We start from the raw sequence: 14,940 nt of genomic DNA on the forward strand, positions 1-14,940 counted from the left end.
CCGTATTTTTTATCGGAAAGTTTTTTTATTTCTTTTAAGGTGTTACCTGCAATATTGAAGATGATACACTAGCATATTTCGCTAAATCTTTATTCAAAATAGTCGTCATCTCTATTTGATGCTCATTTGCTTTTTCTGTCGTCCACTTCTCTTCACTAGATATCGTTATGGTCTGCATAATCGCTAATTTTAGACTCTGTTTAATTAGATTTGGATAAGAGTCGATTTTACTGAGCGGAGATAAATTCGAGAATTTCGAGTTTCCGGAAATCGTTATTAAAGCTAGGTTACCTAAGTTATGCAAATCACGGTTATCCCATTTCATTCCGTCAATTGGATGTTGTGGGTAGAAGTGCTCGATAGAATTTCTGAACTGGAACTGCCAGTCATCATTTAATGGAGATACGAGTTGTTTGTTCTTATATGAGTAGCCATCACGGAAGATTAAATAATCTAGATAAGAAAAAACGATTCGTTCTATTTCAAACCCTGATTTCGTTTCATAATTAGATTCGCTGACTTTCTTACAGCAGTACTGCTCGAGTAATTTAATGAGATTCGTTGATTCATCATCTAGTAATTCAGAAAGGACTAGTGATATCCAGTGCATCGTTTTCGGAGAAGTGTAGGTGATACGCAAACACGATTGAAGCGTTCTTAATTTTTTATTCTGCTCTTCAAGTGTTAATGTTCCGACATACGATGGTTTAGCACTTGTTCTTTTTATATCCCAGTACTTTTCTAACCGTTGCAAAGACCACTTACCTGTTTCTTTATAATCTTTGGCAAATTCACGTTTTACAATGTATTTGTCATACAAAACACGACATTTCAACAAAGTGAATAAAAAGTGCTTGGCGTTGTCAGGACTTGTCCAAGACCATTCTAAAGTTTGGAGAAAGTGTTTGTCGTCCAGACTAGAGTTTGAGTTAGGATCCTTTAAGACAGCATTCACTTGTAGTAAGAAGTTAGGGAAAGAGATCGTTGATTCGAACCGCTCATTTTCATCTTCAAGTTCTTTGCTCTTCGTGTCCGGTGTTTTGCTGCTAGTTAGGATATTGAGTAACGACTTTTTAGATTGTGAGGTACTCTTTTGGTTATCGATCTGATCAACGATCGTATCAAAACTCTCAATTTTAGATTGAAGACTACTCCAATTATCAGTGAAGAGAAGCTTTCTGTGATTTGGATCAAAATTCATTTGTACGTAAGAATTCATATTTGAACACTTGTCCCAAATCATTGCCCCAACGTGTTTATCTTGATCGGTTTTAAGCACTTCGAGTAATTTTGCTTTTGCGATTTCGTGAAGTTCTAATTGCTCACCACGCGTATTCATAATCTCGAAGTAATGATTTAAATCAATATTTTTTGGAACTTGGACTCGAATCAAAAAGACGGATTCTAGTTTTTTAGCAAATTTTTCTTTTTTGATTGGATTCGTTTCGAAGTAATTTTGAATGATATGATACCCATTTAAAATTTCAGCGGAAGCTAGTTCTTCTGGTAATGTGTAAGCTTTATCATCATTAAGATAAGCAAGTGTACGATTTGATGTATCACGCGCTTCGAAGCGGAAGGAATCTCTTGAAAAAGAGAACTTTAGATAGCGCTCAAGTAAATACAATGTCGTTAAACGTTGTTGACCGTCAATAACTTCGTAGACGTTGTTGTCGGTCTGATTGACGATTAGGTTTCCTAGGAAATATGTCTGGTCTTCATTATCAAGAATGGCACTATCAATATCCTCGATCAACTGGAGGATTTGCAGTTCGTTCCAAGCATAATTCCGCTGATAAATCGGAACTGAATAATTAGTATTTGCGAATACATTTGCTGCTGGTATGACTTTTAGATTATCGGTCATATTAGCACCATCCATTCAAGTGATAGAGTTTGTCATACACTGCTTGATAATTCTCTTTGTTATTTGAATTAACGATTGGTTGTTCTAGTACATATAAATCTAATTCTGCCGGTGTATTCATTTCACTGATAATCGTGAAAATATCGAATCCCTCGTTGAGACGTTCATGCTTACCTTTTGCGTACTTGTTAGTCGTTTCTTGATAGACAGCATTCATGACTAATCGGAGAGAGTAACTCCAAGTATAAAAGTAATCGAGTACCGATTTATTCAAGCTTTCAATCCCAAAACGATCAGCAAAAAATAGCAATGAGCATTCAAACAATTGCATGATGTAAGTATCACCGGTTCCTTTACGTGGCATTTGGTTTTTGTGTTCTGCATAGGACTTAATGAGCTTCTGGATTTGTTCTAGTAGCTGTCCATAATGAAGGATATAGTCGAAAAAACGCTTTCCGGCAACTAACGGTTGTGTCAGTTGGAACTGATTCAAAGAATTTGAAGCGAGCAGTTCATGATGACCATTTTTATTAAATTGTTCTATGAATAAATTACTAGCTTTATGGTATAACGCATAATTGTAGACGTGGGTGGCGTCGATTCCCTTGAAAGCATCAATTTTACTCGAGGAATAACCGAGACCATGTTTTCCTTTATACCATTGAGTTAACGGATATAAGTAGTTTTTAAATAGGTTACTCAAATCCTCTTGATTGACAGCCTCCCAGCGACTAATGACATTTACCTTTTGTGACTCATCTTCGGCTGTCATTTCACGAAGGTGATAAGATTTGAGGAGATCATGAGGGGCTAACGCTTTTCCTCGTGAATTTTGAGAATCAAAAAATTGAAAAGCTTCTTGTTCCTTATCTGTGACGATTTGAACAGTTGTGCATTTTTCTAAAAGATAATTTTTAAAGCGAGTTTGTTCATCAGGGTTCAACTCATTCGTTTTTCTAGAGAGAATGCTGTGATTCGTCAGTATTGCATTTGTAGATAGCTCAGAATACTCTTCTTGCAATAATGATTGATCTGTATCACCTAGACAATAAAGTAATATCGAAAGGGTAGTGAGTCGTTGTTGACCGTCAACGATATTGTATGTATTGCTTTGATCTTTTTGAAGAATGACAGACCCAAGACGGTATTCCTCTAAATCATTTTGAAATGCTTTGTAAGTATCGATGAACAAAAGATTGGTTGAGCGTGCACTCCATTTATAAGGTCGTTGATACGAAGGAACATGGAGAGGAATGTTGAACAAATTACGTAATGGAAGTATTTCTAGCTCGTTTGTTAGTAAAGCCATTAAGAGTCTCCTTTATTTTTTCTTTTAATTATACCTATTTTTTACATATATACCGCTTTTTTATTATTTTATGTACGATAAAGATGAAGTATCAAAAAGTGAAGCGAAAATGATTTGAGGAGTGTATAGTATGAAAGCTAAACTTTATCTAATGGAAGGGCTACCGGGTTCAGGCAAAACAACAACAGCTGAAGCGTTGACTCGTCTACTACAAGAGCAACAAATCAATACGCGTCTTCATATCGAAGGAGACCTCAACCATCCTGCGGATTATGAGAGTGTCGCTTACTTAACGCTTAGTGAATGGGTAGAGTTTCAAAGTAAGTACGCTTCACTCGAGGTCTTACGATTTGCTGAGGTGTTCAATGATTATGTGCTTGTATCATATCGTCAGTGGCAGTCAAAACAGAATGTTCCTGAAGCTGCGCTTTCATTTTTGAAAGCACGTGATATCTATGAACTACCGTTCGAGTTACATCAATCACTGATACTAAAGAAGTGGGAAGCGTTCGTTGCTCAAGCGTTAACGACGGATACAACATATGTTTTTGAGTGCTGTTTCTTGCAAAATCCGTTGACGATGGGGCTCATCAAATACGATTTACCGGAAGAGACGTTGCGAGCATATATTGAACGCTTAGCGACGATCATCGCGCCTCTACAACCAGTTCTCGTCTATGTTGATCAACCGGATGTAGAACGAAGCTTCCGTAAAGCACTAAAAGAGCGTCCGACAGAATGGGCGGACGGATTTGTATCCTATTACACAGAGCAAGCATATGGTGTGAATCGCTCGTTATCAGGAGTAAAGGAGACGATTGTAATTTTAAGGGAACGAAAAGCATTGGAACATCAGTTGTTAAAAACGCTTCCCTTTAGGGTAGAAGTATTTGGAAATGAAGACTTTTCAACAGATGTGAGACAAAAATGGTTAAAGCAGTTGATTCAGTCGACTGTGCGTTCGATTTCTTTAAGCGAGAGCTAATAAAGAGGCGATTCTAAGTCAAAGAATCGCCTCTTTATAGTGAGAATGTCTGATCAATAGTGTTTTTATCATGGTTCAATATCCAATGCTTATAATCATCGTAGAGATCACGGATAGCCTCAGGTGTTTCGCCGATCAGGTCACAGCCTCGGTCATCATAGATGTGAAACAGACTCTTTCGTCTCGGATTAAAGAAAAAGGTACGATGGATAAAAGAAGGGCGATCCGTGACATCGTGACTGCAAATATCACGGATTAAAGCTGGATAATGAATCTCTTGCCGCGTACAGGTCAAAGACAATGTGTATGTAGCATAGGGATGCTCTTCCACATATTGCGGTGTACGATCGCACCGCAGGCGATAGCGTAAAGAAGGGGACTTCAAGTACTTCACAAATCCACTATGCACAACCGGTTTCCAACCGCTTGTTCTTTTGTAGGGACTGACCTGCACGATCCATGTGATAAGATCAGATGGAGCATGAATGGCTTCGAATAAGGTTAGGGCTTTTCGATAGGCGGACTCTAGATAATTCGGATCATCTAGACCAACGTTTTTGAGCAATGTTGAATCGCCTAGCTCAAAGCGGATTCCGTTCGCATTGTGATAAAATAAGTTCGGATATAAGACGAGCTGGGGAAAGATCGTATACAGCTCTTGGTGATTCAATAGGAACCCCTCCCTTCCATGTATGATGTGCTACACTTGTTTTTTGAATGAATAATGATCCGGCTTCTAAAAGCCGGATCATTATTCATTAGCCCATACTCGTTTCATGATTAACCTGCCATTGTACGCCAAACGCATCTTCGACAATACCGTATGCTTCACTCCAAAACGTCTTTTGAATCGGCATGATGATCTTGCCGCCTTCAGCGAGCCGCGCGAACGTTTCGTGCAATAGCTCCACATCGGCTAAGTGAAGGGCTAGCGTAATGTTTTGTCCGAACGTCACAGGGTTTTGTGGCATCGCGTCTGAGAACATGAGACGTGTGCCATGGACGATAAGCTGCGCATGTAAAATCAGTGTCTGGTGCTCCGGTGGATACGGTTGACCATCCGGTCCAGGACCTGGTCCGAACTCCATGATTTCCGGCATTTCTTCCTGAAACACCTCCGTGTAGAACGTCAATGCTTCACGGGTATTTCCATTAAAGACAAGATACGGATTAATCGGCATGGGAAAGCTCCTTTCAAAAGGAAGAATGTGTTTCTTTTAGTATACCAAACATTTGTTCGTATAAAAAGAGTGGGTTGCTGATTTATTTAGTATAAATGATAACGGTTTCAATTTATCTGATTTTTATAAAAAATAGGTTGCAAGTTCCAGAAAGACTTCGTATACTAAATTTATCGAAAGCGCTTTCGGTGAAATGGAGTGAGTAGTATGGGAACAATTTATGATTTAGCGAAGATGACCGGATTTTCGATCACGACGGTCTCGAAAGCCTTAAATAATTATTCAGATGTCAGTGAAAAGACGAAAGCGAAGATCGTCCAGGCAGCAGCTGAGATGGGATACTTGCCGAATGCACATGCTCAATCGCTCTCGACAAAACGTTCGTGGACGATTGGTGTCATGTTTTCAGAAGCACATGGTGTCGGCATGATGCATCCGTTCTTTAATGCGATCATTGAAAGCTTCCGGAAAGCAACGGAGCAACAAGGTTATGATCTGATTTTTGCATCACGAAATTTACGTAATCGGGACATGAGTTACTTGGAGCACTTTCGGCACCGAGCAGTTGATGGCATTGTCGTCATCTGTTCGGACCAGTTGGATCTGCACGTTCAAGAATTGATTCAAAGTACGATTCCGATCGTTGTCGTTGATATGTACAGTCCGGATTGTAGCGTCGTCTATTCCGACAATATTACGGGTGGGCGACTAGCCGTCGAGCATCTATATGAATTAGGTCATCGCCGGATTGCGCATATCGCTGGCGATACGACGACGGATGCTGGTGCAGCAAGGATCGAAGGTTATAAACAAGCAATGACTCAGTTTGGTTTGCCGATTCCGGACGGCTATATTGCAAACGGTGGGTTGTTTTCCGGAGAAGAAGGAAAACGGGCGATGCAAGAATTGCTGGTGCTACCGGATCGACCGACTGCTGTCTTTGCGGCAGGGGACCAAATGGCAATCGGCGCTATTGAAGCGATTCATGAAGCTGGCTTACAGATTCCAACAGATATCTCACTCGTAGGCTACGATGATATCGAGATGGCGAAGTATATCACACCGAAGCTGACGACTGTCCGGCAAGATACGGAAACAATTGGTCAGCAAGCGGCTTCAGTCTTGATCGAACAGATTGTCGATAAACAGCGGATGACGACACAAGACGTCATTCCCGTCGAGTTGATCGTTCGTCATTCGACAGGTCCTGCACCTGAGTGACGTGCGACGATTTCGGAATCGCTCTCGCTGGTTGTCAGGGAGAAAACGCGAGAGCGATTCCGAAATTATTTTTACGGCAGTTACGAAAGGGCTTTCGATTATTTTCTTGTCATTTTCGAAAGCGCTTTCGGATTAAACGATTAAATTGAAACCGCTTACTTAAAAACTATTAAAAAAGTATGGGATGAAATGAAAAAGGCGTTCATTAGTGCAGTCACGATTGGTGCCATGACAGCAACTGTCTTAGCGGGATGTACGGGAAGTGGCGAAGAAACTACAAGTGGTGGCAAAGAGGTCTTAAAGATTTGGTCATTTACGGATGAATTAAAAAAGCCAATCAAAAAATTTGAAGAAAAGAATGGCGTCAAAGTCGAATTGACGATCGTGCCAATGGCCGACTATCCGACGAAGTTGAAACCAGCTCTTGAAAGTGGCGTCGGAGCACCAGATATCTTCACGGGTGAAATCGCCTTCTTGAAACAATGGGTCGACGCTGGCTACTGGGCAAATTTATCCGAAAAGCCGTTTAATGCAGATGACGTCGCAAAAGACTACATTCCGTATGTATTTGACATGGGGAAAGATAAAGAAGGAAACGTGCGTGCGCTCTCTTGGCAAACGACGCCAGGAGGCATTTACTACAAACGAAGCATCGCAAAAAAAGTACTTGGAACAGACGACCCGAAAAAAATCGGCGGCATGATGAATTCAATGGATGGGGTGTTTGAAGTCGCCGATAAAATGAAGCAAAAAGGCTATAAAATGTTCCCAGATGAAGGATCGATTCGCTGGTTCGTGCAAGGCAATGATCCACAACCATGGGTCAACGACAAGCAGGAGCTCGTCTTGACCGATGCGCGAAAAGAATATATGGACTACGCAAAAGAACTCCGTACGAAACAATATACTGCCCTTGCACCGGAATGGTCACCATCGTGGTACGCCGGCATGGATAAACCAGTCAAAGTCAAAGAGAATGGCAAGGAAATTCAGACAGAGGTCTTCTCGTATGTGTTACCGACTTGGGGACTGCATAGCGTCTTGAAGGAAAACGTAAAAAAATCCGCAGGAGACTGGGCTGTCACGAGCGGACCGAGTCCTTACTTCTGGGGCGGAACATGGTTAGGCGTCTACAAAGATTCGAAAAAACAAAAACTCGCGTATGATTTCGTCAAAATGATGACGCAGGACGAAGAATTCTTGACAGATTGGGCAAAGGAAACGGGTGACGTCTTAGCATTCAAGCCAGTCACGGATAAAATCAAGACTAACTTTAAAGAAGATTTCTTGGATGGACAGAACAACTACGAATTTTTCTTAAAGCAAGCAGACCAAATCAAACCAGGCATCGTTACGAAGTATGATCAACAACTTGACACGCTCTATGGAGCTGCCGTGACAGAGTATGTTCGCGGAAAAAAATCAAAGGACGAAGCTCTTACGGAATTCTATAAAAAAGTCAAAAACGCGTACCCTGATGTAAAAGTACCCGAATAACGAGCAGGTGGGGCGCATCCTGCCTCACCTTTTCTCATGGAAGAAAGGAGCTTAACCTGTGAAAAAAATCGATCGCACTGGGTATCTCTTCATCGCACCGTTTTGGATCGTCTTCCTGATCTTCAGTATTTATCCGGTCGCCCTGACATTCTATTACAGCTTTACGAACTATACGGGGGCTGAAGGGGAACAAGTCGTTGGTCTTGCGAACTATACTCGGCTATTGAGTGACAGTTACTTCATCGAAGCGTTCTTTAACACGATCAAGATTTGGGCTGTCAACTTTACCTTACAAATTGGCGGAGCATTGTTGCTTGCATTGCTGTTCTCCGACCTCCAATTGAAATTGAAAGGGCTCGCGTTCTTCCGAGCGACCTTTTATCTGCCGAACTTGATTACGATCAGCTCCGTGGCGTTACTGTTTGGAATCTTGCTCGACTGGCAACATGGCTCGCTCAACATGATGTTGATGAAGATCGGTATCATTTCAGAGCCAATCAACTGGTTGACACAACCTGTTACGGCACAAGTATCTGTCTCGCTCATCCTGACATGGATGTGGCTCGGTCACTCGTTCATCGTCGTCATGGCAGGCGTGTCTGGCATCTCGAAAGATTATTTTGAAGCGGCCTTGATTGACGGAGCGACCCGATGGCAAATTTTTTCTCGAATCACTTTGCCGCTGCTCAAGCCAATCTTATTGTATATCATGATTACCTCACTGATCGGTGGTTTGCAATTGTTCGACCTGCCGATGCTGATCACAGATGGAATCGGGGCGCCGGACGGGGCACTGAATACGATGGTGCTGTATCTCTATAACCAGGCATTCAAATACAACAACTATGGCTATGCTGCAGCTGTCGCTTATGGGTTGTTTGCCATCACGCTTGTTTTTTCAATCATCGTCTTCAAAGGGATGTTCCGAAAAGAACGTTCACCGAAAGGAGCCTGACCGATGGAACGAAATGCAGAAGCACGCCGGCTCGTGCCACAAACGGAAGAACAACCAGAACGCTCGGAGCATCCGCTTCGATTGACGCCGCCTCCAAAACGGAAAAAACCATGGCTTGGAAAAACGATCATTTACCTCGCATTGATTGCCTTGACGATTGCCTGCATCATTCCATTCTTGATGATGATCGTCAACGCAACCCGGTCAAATGAAGAAGTCCTGTCCGGCTTTTCTTTGATCCCGGGCAACTCTCTTGCCGACAACTACGCGGCGTTGAGTTCGTACGTCAATATCTGGTCCGGCTTTAAAAACAGCTTGATCATTGCTGTACTCGTGACCGTCTTGTCGGGATACTTTTCCGCCTTGACCGCATTCGGTTTTGCATTCTATCAATTCAAAGGAAAAAATGTCTTGTTCGTGTTCATGCTGATCATGATGATGATTCCAGGACAGCTCGGATTGATCGGTTTTTATGAGCTCAGCAAAAACTTAGGATTGCTCGATAGCTTCATTCCGCTCATCGTACCGGCTATTGCTAGCCCGTTCACCGTGTTCTTCATCCGGCAGTACGTCCAGACGGTCCTCCATCCGAGTTTGATTGAAGCAGCACGTATCGATGGAGCAAGCGAATGGCGAATCTTCCATACGATCGCCTTACCGATGATGATGCCCGCGATTGCGACGATGTCGATCTTCACCTTCATCGGTTCTTGGAATAACTACATCATGCCGCTCGTCTTACTCTTCTCGCCAGAAAAGTATACGCTCCCGGTCTTGATGGGATTCTTGAAAGGTTCACAAGTCGCAGAGAACTTAGGGTCACTGTATCTCGGCATCGCGATTTCCGTCGTGCCGATCATGATCGCTTTCTTGTTCCTCTCGAAGTATATCGTTAGCAGTATCTCGGCTGGTGCCGTCAAAGAATAATTCATCAAAGGGGATGACATACATGAAATTTGCACCAAACTTTGTATTCGGAACAGCCACATCGTCGTATCAAATCGAGGGCGCTTACAACGAAGACGGACGGACGCCTTCCATCTGGGATGCGTTTTGCGCAGAAGATGGCAAGGTCTTCAACTGGCAAAACGGTAACGTCGCTTGTGATCATTACCATCGTTATGAAGAGGACATCGCCCATATTAAGAAGCTTGGCGTCGATACGTATCGCTTCTCGATTGCCTGGCCACGGATTTTTCCGCAAAAAGGAATTTATAATCCTGAAGGCATGGCGTTTTATAAGCAGCTTGCAACACGCTTGCGCGAAGAGGGCATTAAGCCGGCTGTCACACTGTATCATTGGGATTTGCCACTCTGGGCGTACGAAGAAGGCGGCTGGGTCAACCGAGAATCGGTCGACTGGTTCCTTGATTTTGCACGGGCATGTTTTACGGAGCTTGACGAAGTCGTCGACTCTTGGATTACGCATAATGAGCCGTGGTGTGCTGGGTTCCTCAGCTATCACATCGGGGAACATGCACCCGGTCATACTGATCTAAACGAAGCCGTTCATGCGGTGCATCATTTGCTCTTATCTCACGGAAAAGCAGTCGAAATGCTGAAGGAAGAGATGAAATCGACGACACCGATCGGCATTACACTCAATCTGGCGCCTAAATATGCAAAGACAGATTCGGTCAATGATCGGTTAGCGATGAATAATGCAGACGGCTATGCGAATCGTTGGTTCCTTGATCCGGTCTTTAAGGGACATTATCCGGTCGATATGATGAATCTTTTCTCAAAATATGTCCATTCGTTTGCTTTCATCCAGGAAGGGGACATGGAAACGATTGCTGTACCGTGTGACTTCCTCGGGATTAATTTCTATAGCCGTAACCTTGTCGAATTCAGCGCAGCAAATGATTTTCTACAAAAAGCTGCGTATTCTGACTACGACAGAACCGCGATGGGATGGGACATTGCACCGAACGCATTTAAGGACTTAATTCGCCGATTGCGGGCGGAATATACAGATTTACCGATCTATATTACAGAAAACGGAGCCGCATTTGACGATGAGCTGATCGAAGGACGGGTCGCCGACCAAAATCGAATCGATTACGTTGCGCAACACTTGCAAGCAATCTCGGATTTGAATGAAGAAGGCATGAATATTGATGGCTACTACTTATGGTCGCTTCTTGACAACTTCGAGTGGAGCTTCGGTTACGAAAAACGCTTCGGAATCCTTTATGTCGATTTCGAGACACAGGAACGAATTTGGAAAGACAGTGCTCATTGGTATGCGAACGTGATCAAGCGACATAAAGCTACGCTTCCCCAAAGCGTATAAGGAAAAGAGGCTGACTCAAAAAAAGAATGACGCGTCTTTTCACGCCCTTTCCTCAGGCGAGACACAAGCCAGTTTTCCTGCTTCATTCAAGCAGGAAATCGGGTCTTGTTCGTCTCTGACAGCGCATAATGCGCTTTTTCCTGTAGGAGTGGCGTGTGACGCGTCATTCTTTTTGTTAAAAGATAAGGGTGGCAGATCATCATTCTGCCACCCTTATCTTTGTAGAGACTGACTTTTGAGTCAGCCCCTTTTGCCCGGATTAAATAAAAAAATCAATAGAGATAGGGTGAAAAAATGTGTAAAAGAAAAAGGATTAAAACCCATCATATGGAATGTAAAGTGTAGAGGTGACATCTATTCGTTTTCAGGGGAGGAAACGTCATGCGTCAGAGGGACTTACCGTATCGGCTCATCTTTATTTTAAGTTTACTTGTCATGATCGGAATTAACGGATGGTCCGCCATGCTCCATCCAGACGGAACGATTAACGGATGGCAAAGCATTGCCTCCGTTGTCTGGCTTATTGGTCTAGTCGGGTCTCTATTCTATATCAAAGAAGATAAAGCGCTTCGACTTATGGTCTGGTATATCCGGATTGGTCTCGTTGCGGCGTTATTCATTTACGGTGTTTCGTTACTTGAAGGCGCGTTTTCTGAGACGATTTGGTTTGATGGGCTGGCGAGTGTTCAGTTCATATTCTATTTCCTCTTCGTCATCCCATTGTTTGGATTAAATGCCTGGACGGATGTTCTGTTTGGTGAGTTTTCGTTATACATGAGTGTTCTGTACGGTATCGCCTTGATCACGCTTCACGTAAAAGTCTGGAATGATGCATCACGGCATTTAAATTATTGATTCAAAAAGGTGACCTTGTGTCGCCTTTTTTTGTTGTGTCGTCAACTTTTTTCTCGACTCGCCCGTCTTAATGATGTATACACAGAACGATATCGAAAAAAGGAGCCGCGGCCTATGACCTCTCGCCAAATGAGAAAACGGGAAAAAGCATTCGTCCGTTTTTTAAAGCAATACAAACCGAATCTCTACTGGTTAGCCTACAGTTATATGAAAAATGAACAGGATAGTCTGGATGTCATTCAGGACAGCATCCAAAAAGCGTTGCAATCACTCGCCCGACTCGAGGATGATGAACGGATGAAAGCCTGGTTCTATCAGATTTTGACACGAACAGCAATCGATGCAATTCGGAAGCGTCAGCATAGTATCAGTTACGACACGGATCGACTAATTGAACTCGTTGCAACGAAAGAAGATACATATCCGGATGCCGATTTGCGACAAGCACTCGAGGAGTTACCGGTCATGTACCGGGAAGTCGTTATCTTACACTATTTCGAGGATTTGATCTTAAAAGACGTCGCGACGATTTTAGAGCTGAACCTAAGTACGACCAAGTCTCGCCTCTATAAAGGGTTGACCTTACTGAAAATGAAATTGAATGGAGATGATCTAGATGTCAAACAAACTTGATGATCTGAAACAGGCTTACCAACAACCACCGGTCCCAAAAGAACTCGATGAAATGATTGCCCGAGTCGAGCGTCGAACTCGTCCTTCGCGGACGAAGCAATCCGTGTTGATTACAGCGGCCGCCATCACGTTATTCGTCGGTGGATTAAATAGCAATACATCATTTGCGGACGCGATGGCGAAGGTGCCGGTCTTCGGTCAACTGACTGAGATCGTGACGATCGACTGGAAAGAGATGAAAACACAACAGTCGGCTGATATTAAAGCACCCCAAGTGACGTTACCGGACAAAGCGCTCGAGCAACAGCTGAATGAAAAGTATATCGCGGAAGGACAAGCGTTATATGAAAAGTTCAAACAAGAGACGCACGGACAGGAAGGAGCATTTGCCGTCGATAGCCGCTACGACGTCAAGACGGATACAGATGACTTGTTGTCGATCGGGCGAACCGTCACCGAAACACGAGCGAGTGCAGCGGAAAGTGTCCAGTACGATACGATTGATAAGAAGCAACAGCTTGTCCTGACGTTACCATCCTTGTTCAAGAATGACAGATATATCACGACGATCAGTGATTATCTAAAGGAAGAGATGCGGCGGCAAATGAAGGCAGATGAAGGGAAAGTCTACTTTGTCGAAGGAACACCAGATGTACCGGAGAGCGAACAGTTCAAGCGCATTTCCGCGAAGCAAAATTTCTATATTACAACAGACCACAAATTAGTCCTGTCGTTTGATGAATACAGCATCGCTCCAGGATATATGGGCATCGTTGAATTTAAGATCCCGACTTCAATCTTAAAAGACGACCTCGTCAGCTCATCCTATATTCGTTGATTGTCAGATTTTAAAAATCATTGACGTAAAAATGAAAAAAGGGAACAATTTCTAAAAATGACCTCTTATAATCAAAAGACGAATCGTTGTTTTTTGAAAAAAGGAGGAATCCCTATGAAAAAATGGAGTCGGCTTATACTCGCGGGTGTTGTTAGTCTCGCCTTGATCCATGTTCCGGCAGCTAGTGAAGCGGCGACGAAAGCCAAAGCCTTTAAGAACTGTACGGAAATGCAGAAGACCTATAAAGGTGGCGTCGCGAAAAAAGCGGGGCTAAAGAATCGAACGGGTTATGACAAGAATGGAAAACCAATCTACAAAGCAACAAAATATAAGGCATACGTGAGTCTTGCGACGTATAACTTAAACACGAAAAGTGACCGGGATAAAGACGGTATTGCGTGTGAACGTTAAATAAGAAAAAGTAGTCTTTCTCGAGCAGGAGAAAGACTACTTTTTTGTAGAGATTAGATGTTCCTTTCAATTATGTAATCCTTGGAAAATCATCATGTATGATAATGTTGTAGCGATGAAAGACGACAAGTATGTGTTGAGTAGGAGGATTACTATGCGAAAACGAGACTATTTAATTTTCTTCATTCTATTTTTCATTCTGAATCTCATTAATTTCTTAGGCGCATTAGGTATACAGGATTTATTAGCAATCGTGGTCGTCGTTCTGATCGAAGCAGCTATAGCTGGAACGATTACGAATCTGTTCACTCGCATCTTTTTTAAGAAAAGCTGAGAAGGATTGAAGTAGCACTCCAAATCAGATTGGTACATAAAAAATAACCTGACGCTGCGGCGTCAGGTTATTTTTGCTTAGTTGAAGTTTTGCTTTAAGAATGCTGTAACTTCTTCTGGTGTTTTAGCATTTGCACTGTGCAAATGCGCTAGTTTTTCATTGTTTTTAAAGACGAGCAAGCTTGGGATTCCCATGACATCGTGGTTCGATGCGATTTCAGGGAACTCATCCTTGTCGATCGTGTGGATTGGTAAGTGGTCGAATTGTGACTCGACGTCCGGCATGAAGTAATCCATTCGTTTGCAGTCCGGGCACCAGTCTGCTTCGAACTTGATGATGACCGGTGCATCACTTGAAATCAATTCCTTGAATGTTTCTTCACTCTTAATGAATTCTGCCATTGTGAGAACTCCTCCTCTTGGTGTTGTACCTTTAGTCTACCGATTCCCTTCAGAACTTGCACGAATTATGTTCGTCAAAGAGTCTGACAAGTCAAAAAAGTTGGTTACTCTTTAAGATAATGCTACCGATTTTCTTTAAAAGAGCCACATGACTAAA

Annotated in this window: 16 protein-coding genes; 11 read left to right on the forward strand and 5 right to left on the reverse strand. The window is 42.8% G+C overall.

Features of this window, described 5'->3' with window-relative positions:
- Nucleotides 1-34 precede the first annotated feature (34 nt).
- Both B2U10_RS04970 and B2U10_RS04975 read right to left on the reverse strand, forming a co-directional pair.
- Nucleotides 35-1,867 carry a DUF262 domain-containing protein gene (locus B2U10_RS04970; RefSeq protein ID WP_290786050.1) on the reverse strand — a complete coding sequence of 611 codons (1,833 nt, stop codon included), beginning with the start codon at nucleotides 1,865-1,867 and terminating at the stop codon, nucleotides 35-37.
- A 1-nt stretch (nucleotide 1,868) separates the two neighbouring features.
- Nucleotides 1,869-3,176, reverse strand: a complete 1,308-nt coding sequence (locus B2U10_RS04975) for a DUF262 domain-containing protein (RefSeq protein ID WP_290786053.1) — start codon at nucleotides 3,174-3,176, stop codon at nucleotides 1,869-1,871.
- 130 nt (nucleotides 3,177-3,306) lie between these two features.
- Here B2U10_RS04975 and B2U10_RS04980 point away from each other — a divergent pair, with 130 nt between their 5' ends.
- Nucleotides 3,307-4,161 (forward strand): hypothetical protein, encoded by an 855-nt coding sequence (locus B2U10_RS04980; RefSeq protein ID WP_290786056.1) that lies wholly within the window; start codon nucleotides 3,307-3,309, stop codon nucleotides 4,159-4,161.
- Between the two features lie 34 nt (nucleotides 4,162-4,195).
- Here the strand turns inward: B2U10_RS04980 and B2U10_RS04985 are convergent, their stop codons facing one another.
- Nucleotides 4,196-4,831, reverse strand: a complete 636-nt coding sequence (locus tag B2U10_RS04985) for a DUF3885 domain-containing protein (protein WP_290786059.1) — start codon at nucleotides 4,829-4,831, stop codon at nucleotides 4,196-4,198.
- 88 nt (nucleotides 4,832-4,919) lie between these two features.
- Nucleotides 4,920-5,342: a VOC family protein gene (locus tag B2U10_RS04990; protein WP_035411200.1), complete on the reverse strand. Its 423-nt coding sequence runs from the start codon at nucleotides 5,340-5,342 to the stop codon at nucleotides 4,920-4,922.
- A 207-nt stretch (nucleotides 5,343-5,549) separates the two neighbouring features.
- Between B2U10_RS04990 and B2U10_RS04995 the strand changes: the two genes are divergently transcribed.
- The 10 genes from B2U10_RS04995 to B2U10_RS05040 all read left to right on the forward strand — a co-directional run bounded on the left by B2U10_RS04995 (nucleotide 5,550) and on the right by B2U10_RS05040 (nucleotide 14,382).
- The gene (locus tag B2U10_RS04995; protein WP_290786063.1) at nucleotides 5,550-6,563 is read left to right on the forward strand and encodes a LacI family DNA-binding transcriptional regulator; all 1,014 of its coding nucleotides are present in this window, start codon (nucleotides 5,550-5,552) and stop codon (nucleotides 6,561-6,563) included.
- A 189-nt stretch (nucleotides 6,564-6,752) separates the two neighbouring features.
- Nucleotides 6,753-8,060: an ABC transporter substrate-binding protein gene (locus B2U10_RS05000; protein ID WP_290786066.1), complete on the forward strand. Its 1,308-nt coding sequence runs from the start codon at nucleotides 6,753-6,755 to the stop codon at nucleotides 8,058-8,060.
- Between the two features lie 58 nt (nucleotides 8,061-8,118).
- Nucleotides 8,119-9,015 (forward strand): carbohydrate ABC transporter permease, encoded by an 897-nt coding sequence (locus tag B2U10_RS05005; protein WP_035411191.1) that lies wholly within the window; start codon nucleotides 8,119-8,121, stop codon nucleotides 9,013-9,015.
- 3 nt (nucleotides 9,016-9,018) lie between these two features.
- Complete coding sequence (locus B2U10_RS05010; protein ID WP_081780419.1) at nucleotides 9,019-9,942, forward strand: carbohydrate ABC transporter permease; 924 nt, start codon at nucleotides 9,019-9,021, stop codon at nucleotides 9,940-9,942.
- A gap of 22 nt (nucleotides 9,943-9,964) precedes the next feature.
- Nucleotides 9,965-11,311, forward strand: a complete 1,347-nt coding sequence (locus B2U10_RS05015) for a GH1 family beta-glucosidase (protein ID WP_035411188.1) — start codon at nucleotides 9,965-9,967, stop codon at nucleotides 11,309-11,311.
- A 381-nt stretch (nucleotides 11,312-11,692) separates the two neighbouring features.
- Entirely contained in the window at nucleotides 11,693-12,166 is a 474-nt protein-coding gene (locus B2U10_RS05020; RefSeq protein ID WP_290786071.1) for a hypothetical protein, read from the forward strand.
- Nucleotides 12,167-12,280: 114 nt separating this feature from the next.
- Nucleotides 12,281-12,799, forward strand: a complete 519-nt coding sequence (locus tag B2U10_RS05025) for an RNA polymerase sigma factor (RefSeq protein WP_290786074.1) — start codon at nucleotides 12,281-12,283, stop codon at nucleotides 12,797-12,799.
- Nucleotides 12,783-13,637, forward strand: coding sequence for a DUF3298 and DUF4163 domain-containing protein (locus B2U10_RS05030; RefSeq protein ID WP_290774489.1), 855 nt, complete (start codon nucleotides 12,783-12,785; stop codon nucleotides 13,635-13,637). The genes B2U10_RS05025 and B2U10_RS05030 overlap by 17 nt, the downstream gene beginning before the upstream one ends.
- A gap of 114 nt (nucleotides 13,638-13,751) precedes the next feature.
- Nucleotides 13,752-14,048, forward strand: a complete 297-nt coding sequence (locus tag B2U10_RS05035) for an excalibur calcium-binding domain-containing protein (RefSeq protein WP_290786077.1) — start codon at nucleotides 13,752-13,754, stop codon at nucleotides 14,046-14,048.
- Nucleotides 14,049-14,202: 154 nt separating this feature from the next.
- Nucleotides 14,203-14,382 carry a hypothetical protein gene (locus tag B2U10_RS05040; RefSeq protein ID WP_290786080.1) on the forward strand — a complete coding sequence of 60 codons (180 nt, stop codon included), beginning with the start codon at nucleotides 14,203-14,205 and terminating at the stop codon, nucleotides 14,380-14,382.
- A gap of 77 nt (nucleotides 14,383-14,459) precedes the next feature.
- Here the strand turns inward: B2U10_RS05040 and B2U10_RS05045 are convergent, their stop codons facing one another.
- Nucleotides 14,460-14,783 (reverse strand): thioredoxin family protein, encoded by a 324-nt coding sequence (locus tag B2U10_RS05045; RefSeq protein ID WP_023466923.1) that lies wholly within the window; start codon nucleotides 14,781-14,783, stop codon nucleotides 14,460-14,462.
- Nucleotides 14,784-14,940 lie beyond the last annotated feature (157 nt).

Source organism: Exiguobacterium sp. UBA7533, assembly GCF_002479335.1.
Classification (GTDB): domain Bacteria; phylum Bacillota; class Bacilli; order Exiguobacteriales; family Exiguobacteriaceae; genus Exiguobacterium_A.

Excerpts from the sequence above, each read along its gene's own strand:
- B2U10_RS04970 (WP_290786050.1), bottom strand. The coding sequence starts at position 1,867 with ATGACCGATAATCTAAAAGTCATACCAGCAGCAAATGTATTCGCAAAT.
- B2U10_RS04975 (WP_290786053.1), bottom strand. The coding sequence starts at position 3,176 with ATGGCTTTACTAACAAACGAGCTAGAAATACTTCCATTACGTAATTTG.
- B2U10_RS04980 (WP_290786056.1), top strand. The coding sequence starts at position 3,307 with ATGAAAGCTAAACTTTATCTAATGGAAGGGCTACCGGGTTCAGGCAAA.
- B2U10_RS04990 (WP_035411200.1), bottom strand. The coding sequence starts at position 5,342 with ATGCCGATTAATCCGTATCTTGTCTTTAATGGAAATACCCGTGAAGCA.
- B2U10_RS04995 (WP_290786063.1), top strand. The coding sequence starts at position 5,550 with ATGGGAACAATTTATGATTTAGCGAAGATGACCGGATTTTCGATCACG.
- B2U10_RS05000 (WP_290786066.1), top strand. The coding sequence starts at position 6,753 with ATGAAAAAGGCGTTCATTAGTGCAGTCACGATTGGTGCCATGACAGCA.
- B2U10_RS05010 (WP_081780419.1), top strand. The coding sequence starts at position 9,019 with ATGGAACGAAATGCAGAAGCACGCCGGCTCGTGCCACAAACGGAAGAA.
- B2U10_RS05015 (WP_035411188.1), top strand. The coding sequence starts at position 9,965 with ATGAAATTTGCACCAAACTTTGTATTCGGAACAGCCACATCGTCGTAT.
- B2U10_RS05020 (WP_290786071.1), top strand. The coding sequence starts at position 11,693 with ATGCGTCAGAGGGACTTACCGTATCGGCTCATCTTTATTTTAAGTTTA.
- B2U10_RS05025 (WP_290786074.1), top strand. The coding sequence starts at position 12,281 with ATGACCTCTCGCCAAATGAGAAAACGGGAAAAAGCATTCGTCCGTTTT.
- B2U10_RS05030 (WP_290774489.1), top strand. The coding sequence starts at position 12,783 with ATGTCAAACAAACTTGATGATCTGAAACAGGCTTACCAACAACCACCG.
- B2U10_RS05035 (WP_290786077.1), top strand. The coding sequence starts at position 13,752 with ATGAAAAAATGGAGTCGGCTTATACTCGCGGGTGTTGTTAGTCTCGCC.
- B2U10_RS05040 (WP_290786080.1), top strand. The coding sequence starts at position 14,203 with ATGCGAAAACGAGACTATTTAATTTTCTTCATTCTATTTTTCATTCTG.
- B2U10_RS05045 (WP_023466923.1), bottom strand. The coding sequence starts at position 14,783 with ATGGCAGAATTCATTAAGAGTGAAGAAACATTCAAGGAATTGATTTCA.